Annotated in this window: 8 protein-coding genes; 7 read left to right on the top strand and 1 reads right to left on the bottom strand. The window is 55.8% G+C overall.

All coding sequences use genetic code 11. The annotated features are described in order from the left end of the window. Positions 1-12: 12 nt before the first annotated feature. The gene (gene sda / locus ACFSKT_RS24375) at positions 13-189 is read left to right on the top strand and encodes a sporulation histidine kinase inhibitor Sda (protein ID WP_377721052.1); all 177 of its coding nucleotides are present in this window, start codon (positions 13-15) and stop codon (positions 187-189) included. Between the two features lie 451 nt (positions 190-640). After that, positions 641-5,209 (top strand): GH32 C-terminal domain-containing protein, encoded by a 4,569-nt coding sequence (locus ACFSKT_RS24370; protein WP_377721053.1) that lies wholly within the window; start codon positions 641-643, stop codon positions 5,207-5,209. Positions 5,210-5,308: 99 nt separating this feature from the next. Here the strand turns inward: ACFSKT_RS24370 and ACFSKT_RS24365 are convergent, their stop codons facing one another. Further along, a complete protein-coding gene (locus tag ACFSKT_RS24365) occupies positions 5,309-6,160 on the bottom strand; it encodes a helix-turn-helix transcriptional regulator (RefSeq protein WP_377776362.1) in 852 nt (283 codons plus the stop codon). A 131-nt stretch (positions 6,161-6,291) separates the two neighbouring features. On the opposite strand from ACFSKT_RS24365, the gene ACFSKT_RS24360 reads away from it, so the two are divergent. From ACFSKT_RS24360 to ACFSKT_RS24340, 5 genes are all read left to right on the top strand, one after another. Continuing rightward, on the top strand, positions 6,292-8,616 hold the full coding sequence (locus ACFSKT_RS24360; RefSeq protein WP_377721055.1) for a beta-L-arabinofuranosidase domain-containing protein: 2,325 nt from the start codon (positions 6,292-6,294) through the stop codon (positions 8,614-8,616). A gap of 233 nt (positions 8,617-8,849) precedes the next feature. Continuing rightward, positions 8,850-9,179 (top strand): PadR family transcriptional regulator, encoded by a 330-nt coding sequence (locus tag ACFSKT_RS24355; RefSeq protein WP_377721056.1) that lies wholly within the window; start codon positions 8,850-8,852, stop codon positions 9,177-9,179. 16 nt (positions 9,180-9,195) lie between these two features. Then, a complete protein-coding gene (locus ACFSKT_RS24350) occupies positions 9,196-10,062 on the top strand; it encodes a pentapeptide repeat-containing protein (RefSeq protein ID WP_377721057.1) in 867 nt (288 codons plus the stop codon). 21 nt (positions 10,063-10,083) lie between these two features. After that, positions 10,084-10,872 (top strand): ABC transporter ATP-binding protein, encoded by a 789-nt coding sequence (locus ACFSKT_RS24345; protein ID WP_377721058.1) that lies wholly within the window; start codon positions 10,084-10,086, stop codon positions 10,870-10,872. Further along, a complete protein-coding gene (locus ACFSKT_RS24340) occupies positions 10,872-11,639 on the top strand; it encodes an ABC transporter permease (RefSeq protein WP_377721059.1) in 768 nt (255 codons plus the stop codon). Before ACFSKT_RS24345 ends, ACFSKT_RS24340 begins: the two co-directional genes overlap by 1 nt. Positions 11,640-11,890: the final 251 nt, after the last annotated feature.

The following is an 11,890-nucleotide window of genomic DNA, read 5'->3' as shown; positions in this document are numbered from 1 at the left end:
AGGCAGGCGGTGATGAAATTGATCCATGGGGCAGACACACCGGGATTGGGTCGGGCAGAGACGGATGCACTTATCGATGCCTATCAAGACGCGATTGCATGGGGGCTCAGTAAGGATTTCATCCGCCTGCTGGAAGAGGAACTGTTACGAAGAGGCGTCATAACCGACAAGGATCGCAGGAAGGGATGAACCCTCGGATTGCAATGGATATGAATGAAGGGGGCAATGCAGTCAGGTTAAGAAAAAAATGGCTGGTGAAGCCAGCCGTGGCTATAGTAGATCGGTTTACGCACATGCAGATGTCTTAGGACGAACTTCAAAACCCACTGAAGCTTTGTCCGTCAGGACAAAAGCGTGCCCAGCTCAAGCCAACCCGCCAACCGCGAACAATCGTGTCAGCACGAAATAGGGAGTCCAGAGGGCAAAGCCCTCTGGTTCCCCTCGGCGGAGGGGGAAGGGGGAGGGAGCAGAAGGAGGAGGGAGCAACAAAAGTGGGGTCAAAGGGGCGGAGCCCTCATCTATGAAAGGAGGTGGTCGATACGCCCATCGTTGCTGGCGAGGCAGTCTAGAAGGAAAGGAAAGCGTACGAGGATTATGGAAAGCGGTTACATGAGTTGACGACAAATAAGGAGGAAACGAAGTGTACAATCGTACAAAATGGATGAAGGTCATGCTCGCGATACCTTTCGTTCTCGCTTCATGTCCGGTGTATGACCAAGCCCAGGCGGCTACAACCAAAGTGGCGGAATGGAGGTTTGATGAAGGAAGCGGAACAACCACGAAGGAAGCAGTGGGAAATACGAACGACCCCGTACATTATAAGTTTAATAACGCGGTATATAAACCATCGAGTGCCCCGGAGTGGCGAGCGGATGGCATCTCGAATGGCGCATTATTATTTGACGGTTATTCCACATGGGTGACGCATGCACCGATTGCTACGCCATCGACGGCGATGACGATCGAGACTTGGGTCGCCCCGCGAGCGTATGAATGGGGGGATAACGGCGTTATCTCCGCGATCGTCAATCAGCAGGACAAAGCCGCGAAGCAAGGATTCGCGCTTGGCGTATTTCGCGGAGGAACCTGGTCGTTTCAAGTGGGGGCGGGCGGCAATTGGTATGAGGTATGGGCGTACGAACCTCTTCCCAAGTACGAATGGTCGCATCTCGTGGCTACGGTCGACGGTACGCAAGGGACGATGAAGCTCTATCTGAATGGACGGCAAGTCGCTTCGCGGACGATTCCGGCGAATTCCACCATTACACCCTCAACGAATAACCTGCTGATCGGGAAAAACAATCAGAGCACGCAGCTCGGCGTGTTCCCCCTGAATATGTTCAACGGACTTATTGACGAAGTGAAGATTAGCAGCGGCTCTGCCAGCGCCGCCGAGGTACAAAGCGCTTATCAGAATGATCTCACGCAGTTGGGCGGCAACCTCCCAACTGCCGATCTCACGTTTGACCGAAGCACCTACGACGGGGATAAACACCGTCCCACTTATCATGCAATCGCGCCAGGTCATTGGATGAACGAGCCTCACGCGCCGCTCTATTACAATGGGCAATATCATCTCTTCTACCAAAACAATCAGCATGGTCCCTATTGGCACAACATGCATTGGGGACATTGGGTGAGCGAGGACATGGTGCATTGGCGGGATCTTCCGCCGGCCGTATCGCCGGAGTTGTTCCAGGTGGACCCGGATGGCGACTGGACGGGAAGCGCGGTGGTCGACGATGCGGGAAATCCGACGTTGTTCTTCACGGCGGGGAATGATGCCAGACCGTATATCAACAGTAATCAGAATGTTGGCGTAGCCCGTAGCACCGTGAAGCAAGATGGAGACAACGATTTGAAGAAGTGGATCAAGGAATCCAAGCTTGCCGTTGCCCAGCAGTCCGGTCAAGGAAAGTTGGGCGAATTCAGGGATCCTTACGTGTTCAAGGATGGCTCGACATGGTTCATGCTGGTGGGTACCGGTATTGAGGGGCAGGGCGGAACCGCGGCTGTTTATTCCACGACAGATCCGAACCTGATGAATTGGACCTATCGGGGACCATTGTATCAAACGAATACGGCTGCTTATCCTCATTTGGGAGCGGTGTGGGAACTCCCCGTATTGCTGCCGCTTGGGGGCGGCAAGCATCTGCTTGCGATTAGTCCAGTCGGATCGGGAGCCGATGTCGAAGTTTATTACTGGATTGGCACCTGGAACAGCGGCACGGCGAAATTCACGCCGGATCAGCAGGCGCCTCAACTCATGGATTTCGGCGACTTCAAATTCACGGGTCCGAGCGCATTCACGGATCCGGTAACGGGTCGGAATATCATGTTCACCATTGCGCAAGGGGAACGTTCCTCGCAAGAAGAATCGGATGCTGGCTGGGCGCATAATGCCGGATTACCGGTAGAATTGAACCTCCGCGCAGACGGTAAACTCGGAATCAAGCCCATTAGCGAGCTGGCGTCTTTGCGAGGACAGCAGCTGGTGAATATTACGACCGACACGACATTCGCCGCAGCGAATACCGCGCTGTCGGCTGTATCCGGCGACACGCTTGAAATTGAAGTAGAGCTCAAAAGAGGATCGGCCGATCAAGTGGGGATGAAGGTTCGCCGGTCGCCGAATGGCGAAGAAGAGACCTTGCTGTACTACAAGAACAGCACGGATGAATACGGCGTGGACCGGACGAAGACGGTTGCGGGCACGAACAAAGGCATCCAAAAGGGCACCGTCGATATCGGAACCGAAAACGTGAAGATGCACATCTATCTGGACAAATCCATGGTAGAGTCCTATTTGAACGGCCTGAAGTCCATCACGACGCGTACCTATTCAACTCGTGAGGATGCCAAAGGTTTGCAGCTATGGGCAGATACGAATACGAGTTCCATTGTCGTCAAGTCGTTAAAGGTCTGGAAGATGAATTCCGCGTATGTGCAGACTCCCGCAAGCGGCGTCACGTTGTCACCCGCAAGCCTGCAGGTGACGGTAGGGGGGAAGAAAACGTTACAGGCAGCCGTAGCGCCTTCGAACGCGACGAACAAAAACGTGACTTGGACGTCGAGCAATCCAAGCGTCGCAACGGTTGTGAACGGTGTCGTGACCGGCAAAGGAGCAGGTACGGCCACCATAACAGCTAAAACGCGCGATGGTGCGAAGACGGCCGCAAGCGCAATCACCGTTGTCGCTCCGGCGTCCTCCGCGAATATAACGAACGGCGGCTTTGAAACCGGTAATCTGAACGGTTGGGTTGTGGAAAGCGGCACGGCCTTTTCGAATACGGCCATTACGAATCAAACCGTATTTTGGGAAACGCAGCCCTTTAATCAAGCTGGCAGCTATCATCTGTGGGGGAACTTGAACGGAGATGCGGCTACGGGGGTTCTCAAGTCTCAACCCTTCACATTGGGGGGCAACGGTCAAGTCAGCTTCCTGATCGGGGGCGGTTCCGATATCGATAAACTCTACGTCTCATTCGTGAGGGCTTCCGATGGCAAAGAGTTGTTCAGATCGACCGGACCCGGAACGTACTGGAACTGGCAATCCACCAAAGGTGAAACGGAAAGCTACACCAGAAGATATTGGGATGCGACCGCCCATATCGGGACGTCCATGTACATCAAAGTAGTCGATGAACGTTCGGATGGGTGGGGACATATCAACCTGGACGATTTCCTCGTTCCCGTCCAAGGCGGCACGGCGGATACGCAAGCGCCGACCGCGCCGGCTAATTTGCAAGCGCCGTCCAAGACATCGAATTCCGTCACGCTGAGTTGGGGGGCATCCAGCGATAATGTCGGCGTTACCGGGTATGCCATCTTCCGGAACGGGACCCAAGTGGGTACCAGCACGACGACCGGTTACACGGATACAGGATTAACGGCAAACACGGCCTATGCTTATACGGTAAAAGCATCCGATGCAGCCGGAAACCAATCCGCCGCGAGCAGCAGCTTATCGGTCACGACCCCTGCTTCTTCGACTACGGGGATTACCAATCATGATTTCGAGAGCGGCAATCTGACCGGATGGACCGTCGTAAGCGGTAACGCATTTAGTGCCGCGGATGTCGCGACAGACGCGGATTGGGGCTGGGGAGGACCCTTTAACCAGAACGGCTCGTATCACCTGTGGGGGTTCAAAGATGGCGGGGATGCGCAAGTCGGCGTTCTCAAGTCCGAGACGTTCACGCTCGGCGGTAATGGCGCGATCGATTTCCTGATTGGCGGCGGGAACGATAGCAATAATCTATACGTTGCCTTAGTCCGTGCTTCCGACGGAGCGGAATTGATGAAGGCCACGGGCAATAACAACGAAGCGTACAGCCGAATCACGTGGAATGCTTCGTCCTACGTGGGAACGTCATGCTATATCAAGATTGTCGACAGTGCAACAGGCGGCTTCGGCCATCTCAATGTGGATGATGTGAACGTTCCGACGGCGAGCGCGACGGCGGATACGCAAGCGCCGACCGCACCGGCTAATCTGCAGGCGCCGTCCAAGACATCGAATTCGGTGACGCTGAGTTGGGGGACATCCACCGATAATGTCGGCGTTACCGGGTATACCATCTTCCGGAACGGGACTCAAGTGGGTACCAGCACAGCAATCGGTTACACGGACACGGGATTAACGGCAGGCACCGCCTATGCTTACACGGTAAAAGCATCCGATGCAGCCGGAAACCAATCCGCAGCAAGCAGCAGCTTATCGGTAACGACCCATGCTTCTTCGACCACAGGGATTGCCAATCATGATTTCGAGAGCGGCAATCTGACAGGATGGACCGTCGTAAGCGGCAACGCATTTAGTGCTGCGGATGTCACAACTGACGCGAATTGGGGCTGGGGAGGACCCTTTAACCAGAATGGCTCCTATCACCTGTGGGGATTCAAGGATGGCGGAGATGCGCAGGTAGGCGTTCTGAAATCCGAGACGTTCACGCTCGGCGGTAATGGCGTGATCGACTTCCTCATTGGCGGCGGGAACGATAGCAATAATCTATACGTTGCCCTCGTCCGCGCTTCCGATGGAGCGGAATTGATGAAGGCGACGGGCAGTAATAACGAAGCGTACAGCCGGATTACGTGGAATGCTTCGTCTTACGTGGGCACGTCGTGCTACATCAAGATTGTCGATAGTGCAACGGGAGGCTTCGGCCATCTCAATGTGGATGATGTGAACGTTCCGGTCGCTTGATTGGAGCAGCAAACGAACATGGAGTTGTAGGAATCGAAGTGCCCGACTTTGCCATGCGGCAAAGTCGGGCACTTTTAGATGGGTTCGTGCTGGAACGGTTCAAGGCGCATAAAGCTTCCGGAAGGCGAGCGGCGTCATCCCGACATGACGCTTGAAGCAACTGGAGAAATACGGCGCATATTGAAAGCCGACCTGCTCGCCAACCTTGGCGATCGGCCATTCCGTCTTGATCAGCAGCAGCTTGGCCTGCTCTAAGCGATATTGCAGCAGGTATTCCATGGGCGTACATCGATAGACTTCCTTCATGCACCGGACAATGTAATTCGAGTGAAAATGAAGCGAGTCCGCCAAGGTCTCATTGGTCAGGTCCTGCTGATAATGGCGGCGCAGATAGGCTTCTGTCCGCTCGGCCAGCTGGACGACCGAACTCGTGGCGGAATCGTCCCGTTCTTCCTCTTCGAGCAGCTGCATCAAGTCCATGAACCGCTGCTGCTCCTTCCAATATGCGGTTGCTCCGTTGACGGTCGCCTGCTCGTGCATCAGCTCCAGCAGACGGACGATGCTGGCGAACTGCCGCGGCGTCGAATGCTGCGGCACTTTGAGGTAGTAGGGGTTCGCCCATGCATGCCGGATCGGAAGAGAGGGACGGGGTTCGCTATATTCCCGGTAGGCGCCGTTGTACTCGAAATGAATCCAGTAAAAGACCGTCTCTTCCGCGCAAACGGCCGTCGTGTAATGATGCCGATCGGGAAGGAGCAGCAGCGACTGGCCTTGAGAGACGCGCCATTGCTTCTCGTCTTCCCCCATGAAGAGCGCGCCTTGAAGAACAAACAGGAGGTCGAACACGCCGAGATTGCGCCGGTTCGGATGCTGTTGTCCCGGTTCATAATGGGTCTGTCCAATCGTAATGTAGTAAGGCATCGGCGGCAGCTCGAACAGGATTTTATTCATTAGATCTCCCTGTCTATTTGTGTGAAATTTTATAAGAAAATAGTTGGATTCATTCGTAGAAACCGATTATTTACAAGGATACACTGGTGGAAGTGGACAATCAAATTTCATATAGCGGGGCGATGAAATTTATGGCGGGAACTTCTACGCAAGCCGCGAGCCAGACCCTTTTGCTCGACGGCTTATTCAAGAATTCGCAAGAGACGGGAAGAGACTATTTGCTGCGCATGGATGTGGACCGCCTGGCAGCGCCTTGTTACGAGGCGGCTAAGCTGCAGCCGAAGAAGGAACGCTATGGCGGTTGGGAGTCGACGCCGATCGCGGGGCATTCCATCGGACACTGGCTGTCGGCTTCCGCCGCAATGGTTGCCGTCACGCGGGACGACGTGCTGCGGCAGCGGCTGGATCAGGCCATCGACGAGCTGGCCTTCGTCCAATCGCATGATCCGGACGGGTATGTCAGCGGATTCCCGCGCGATTGCTTCGACCGCGTTTTCGATGGCGGCGGCGATTTCGAGGTGCACAACTTTGGCTTGGGCGGCTCATGGGTACCGTGGTACAGCATTCATAAGATCTATGCAGGGCTGATCGATGCTTACAAGCTGACGGGGAATCAGAAGGCATTGGAGGTCGTCATCAAGCTGGCCGAATGGGCGAAGAAGGGCACCGACCGGCTGACGGAGGAGCAATTCCAGCGCATGCTGATCTGCGAACATGGCGGCATGAACGAAGCGATGGCGGATCTCTACCTCCTTACGGGGAACCGCGATTATTTGGACCTTGCGGTCCGTTTTTGCCACCAGGCTATTCTGGAGCCGCTCTCCCGCGGCGTAGACGAACTGGAAGGCAAGCATGCGAATACGCAGATTCCGAAAGTGATCGGAGCGGCGAAACTCTACAATATCACAGGGGAAACGAAGTACCGGAAGATGGCCGAGTTCTTCTGGCAAGAGGTGACGCGGGGCCGTTCCTACATCATTGGCGGGAACAGCATTTTTGAGCATTTTCGGAAGGAGCATTCGGAGAAGCTGGGCGTGGAGACGGCGGAGACGTGCAACACGTACAACATGCTCAAGCTGACCCGGCTGCTGTTCCAATGGTCGCCGAATGCCGAATATATGGATTTCTATGAGCGGGCGCTGTACAACCATATTCTGGCCTCGCAGGATCCGGACTCCGGCGCGAAAATGTACTTCATCTCCACCGAGCCCGGCCACTTCAAGGTGTACGGCACCGATGACCATTCCTTCTGGTGCTGTACCGGCACAGGCATGGAGAACCCGGCCTTATATACGCGCGATATCTACTATGCCGACAACGACGCGGTCTACGTCAATCTGTTCATCAGCTCCAAGGCCGTCTTGCAGGACGGGAAGCTCGTGCTGCGGCAGGAGACGGATTTCCCGCGGACGAACGAGACGAGAATCACGCTGGAGGAAGCCGGCGGCGAACGAATGAAACTGCGCATTCGCGTCCCGTATTGGGCTGCCGGAGCGGTTACGGCCGTCGTCGGCGATACGGAGACATACGCCAGTACGGAGCTAGGTTATCTGGAGATCGATCGGGTCTGGAATACGGGCGATGTCATCGCCGTCACGCTGCCGATGGATCTTCATGTCTACCGGTCGAAGGAAGACGAGAAGAAGGTGGGCTTCATGTACGGACCGATCGTGCTTGCCGGCGCATTGGGCAGCGAGAACTTCCCGGCTTGCGATATCGTCGACAATCATCTTAAGCTGCACCAGCATCCGCTCATTGACGTCCCGATTCTGGTCACGGACGAGAGCGATGTGAAGAAGTGGATGAAGCCGGTAGAAGGGAAGTCGCTGACCTTCGTCACGGACGCCGTCGGCGAGCCGGGCAGCAAGCGGATGACGCTAATTCCGTTCTATGCGCTTCACCATCAGCGCTACACCATCTACTGGACGCTGATGAATCAAGAACAATACGGGAGCTATATCGATCACGAGAAGGCGGAGCGGCAGCGGCTCCAGGCGATAACGGTCGATGTCGTGAGCCCTCATGAGCAGCAATCGGAGGTCGAGCATGCGATTGCGGCTCAGGCGTCCAAGTCAGGCTATTCTGCTCACGCGCAGCAAGGGTATCGGATCGCGGAGAGCGGCGGTTACTTCAGCTATCGCATGAAGGTCGTACCCGGCCGGCCGATGGCCCTTCAAGTGACGTACTACGGCAGCGACGGCCCCTTCCATAACGATCGCGGACTTCAGCAGCGGGAGTTCGACATCGTGATTAATGAACGCATCATCGCGCGCCAGAAGCTGGAGGCCCAGCATCCGGAGCAGCTGTTCCACGTGCAGTACGATCTCCCGGAAGAGCTTCTAGGCGGCGTCGACCAGATCGAAGTGAAGTTCGCTTCGGCGGATGGCGGGGTTGCCGGCGGCGTGTTCGGCATTCGGATGATCGATCGGCTGAAGCTTGCGCAGTGGGGCAACTAAACGAATAGGCATTAAGGACAATCGTAAACCGATGGCCGTCAGATGACGGTCATCGGTTTGTTGTTTATACGACAACGCCGCTTCACCACCTACGATTGCCTAAGAAAACCGCGCAACTGCGCGGTTTTCTTGTTTTCTTCGCAGGGTTGTTTTTAGGCAAAGTAATTAATTTGAAATACTACCTTGACAGTCACAGTAGTGTGGCGTATTATACAGACATGGAGGTGAGCAACATGAGCGAGAACAAAATCACATCCGACCTGTTGCGCGGCCATACCGACACGATGATTTTACGGCTCTTGTCCGAAGCGGATCGTTACGGCTACGAAATTACGAAGCTGATCGCCGAGCGTTCGGGCGGCGAGTATGAACTGAAGGAAGCGACGATGTACTCCAGCTTCCGCCGGCTTGAAGCGGACGGCGACATCGAGTGGTACTGGGGCGACGAATCACAGGGCGGACGACGCAAGTATTTTAGGATTACCGATAAGGGCAAGGATACATACGCCCGCAACCTTAGCAATTGGGCGTATGCCAAGCGCGTATTAGAAAACTTACTTTAAAGGGGGATGAAATGTAATGAATACGAAATTGACGAATTACCTGAACAGCGTGTTTATGCCATACGACGGGGTGAAGAGCGTGACGGAATTGAAGGCCGACCTGCTCTCCGATCTGCAGGAGCGTTACAGCGAACTCCGCGCCGAGGGCAAGGACGATGACACGGCGTTCCAGATGACGATCGCGAGCATCGGCGACATCGAGCAGACGATCCTGGAAGTCGCCAACCTCTCCCGCTCGCTGGAGCGGCAGGTGGTGACGAACCTTAGCGCGAGTAATCTGGCGGACAGCGACTTCGCGGGCGTCACGGCCCACAAAGGGCAGTTTACCGGCAGCGCGCTCCACGGTTCCGATTTCTCCGGCGCGGATTTGACCGGCAGCACGTTCAAGAGCAGCGACGTCCGCGAAGCCAATTTCGACGGCGCGAACTTGACGGACTGCAGCTTCACCACGCTGGATTTGCGGAACGCAAGCTTCAACAAGGCGATCCTGACGCGCACGAATTTCAGCAAGTCGGGGCTCGATGGCGTCCGCTTCGCGGGCGCAAGACTGACCGACGCGGTATTCACGATGACCGATCTTAAGCGAACCAGCTTCGAAGGCTGCGTATTCGACGGCGTCGACTTCACCATGTCCGACCTGACCGGACAGCGCTTCGACGGCCAGACGTTCATCGGCGTGAAATTCGACAAGGCGGGCTTGCAAGGCGTGTCGTTCAAGGGCGCGACGCTCAAGAACGTATCCTTCCAGGCGATGTCGATCTTCTCCAAGAAGTACTATCGCGCGATTAAGACGATCAACTTCGACGGCGCGACGATGGATAAACTGACCTACGCGCTGCTCAGAGGCATGGAAGCCAATTTGTCCAACGTGACCGTTGTCTAATTAAAAAGGGGAGGGATTCCGATGCAAACCGCGAAAATCGCGCATGCCGTGCAACCGAAGTCCATTCAAGTCAAAGGTCTGCAAAAATCCTACAAGCAGCTCCAGGTGCTGAAGGGCGTCGATTTCGAGGTGGAGAAGGGCAGCATATTCGCGCTCTTAGGCTCCAACGGCGCCGGCAAGACCACGGTCGTCAAAATCCTCACCACGCTGCTCAAGCAAGACGGCGGAACCGCCGCCATCAACGGATTCGACGTCGCATCGAAGCCCGATCATGTGCGCCAGGCGATCGGCCTGACCGGCCAGTTCGCCGCCGTGGACGAAATTCTGACCGGACGGGAGAATCTCGTCATGATCGCCAAGCTGCGCTACCAGAAGAACCCGCGCCAAATAGCGGAACATATGCTGCAGCGCTTCGGCCTGACGGAAGCCGCCGACCGCAAGGCGTCGACGTATTCGGGCGGCATGCGCCGCAGGCTCGACATCGCCTTGAGCCTGGTGGGCCATCCGCAGATCATTTTCCTCGACGAGCCGACGACCGGACTGGACCCCGAGTCGCGCATCGAGGTGTGGAAGATCGTCAAGGAGCTGGCCGAAGGCGGCACGACGATTTTTCTGACGACGCAGTATTTGGAGGAAGCCGAACAGCTTGCCGACCGGATCGCCATTCTGCATGAGGGCCGCATTATTGCCAACGGCACGCTCGCGGAGCTCAAGAAGCTGTACCCGGCGGGCAAGGTGGAGTACGTGGAGAAGCAGCCGACGCTCGAGGAAATCTTTCTCGCCATCGTCGGCAATAAGGGGGAGAAGTAATGGAAACGGTAAAAAACCATTTTTTCAACGATCTAGGCGTCATGCTGGGACGTTCCATGCGGCATATTATACGGAGTGTGGACACGATCATCTCCGTCACCATCATGCCGATCGCGATGATGCTGCTGTTCGTCTATGTGTTCGGCGGCGCCATACAGGCCGGCACGGATAACTATGTGAATTACCTGCTGCCCGGCATCCTTCTGATCGCGATCGCAAGCGGCGTTGCCTACACGTCCTTCCGCCTGTTCACCGATGTGCAGCGGGGCATCTTCCAGCGGTTCCATTCCATGCCGATATCCCGTTCCACCTTGCTGTGGGGGCATGTGCTGACCTCGCTCGTATCCAATGCCATCTCGCTCGTCGTCATCATCGGCGTCGCGCTCGTCATGGGCTTTCGTTCGTCGGCGGGGATACTGCCTTGGCTTGCGGTAGCGGGAATCCTCGTGCTGTTCACGCTGGCGTTGACTTGGGTCGCGGCGATTGCCGGATTGTCCGCCAAAACCGTGGATGGAGCAAGCGCCTTCTCGTACCCGATTATCTTCCTGCCGTTCATCAGCTCGGCGTTCGTGCCGACCGAATCGATGCCGACCGCCGTTCGCGTCTTTGCCGAGAATCAGCCGGTGACCTCGATTGTGGAAGCGATCCGCGCGCTGCTGGCCGGTCAGCCGGTCGGCAATGAGATCTGGGTTGCGCTTGCGTGGTGCGTCGGCGTTATGGTCGTGGCTTATTTCTTCGCGATGCGCGTGCATAACAAGCGGGTGTAAAACAAGACGTTACAGCTCCTACATGCGGGTCCTCAATCCGACCGTGCACTTCCTTCTACCATGTACCCAAACAGGAGACCGATAACCATAAAGTGCTTCGACCATTGAGGTCCGCCGAATGAGCGGATCTTTTTATTTGCAAAAAAAAATGACCCCTGGAACCAAGGGTCATCTGTAGGCCAATTCAATGGATTTCGCGCCGCCCGAAAAAATAAACAAGGAACGGATTGAACGAAAAATAACGCTATGAT

Source organism: Paenibacillus xanthanilyticus, from assembly GCF_042682185.1.
Lineage (GTDB): Bacteria > Bacillota > Bacilli > Paenibacillales > Paenibacillaceae > Paenibacillus_Z > Paenibacillus_Z xanthanilyticus.
This window is presented reverse-complemented; position numbering and strand designations above follow the sequence as displayed.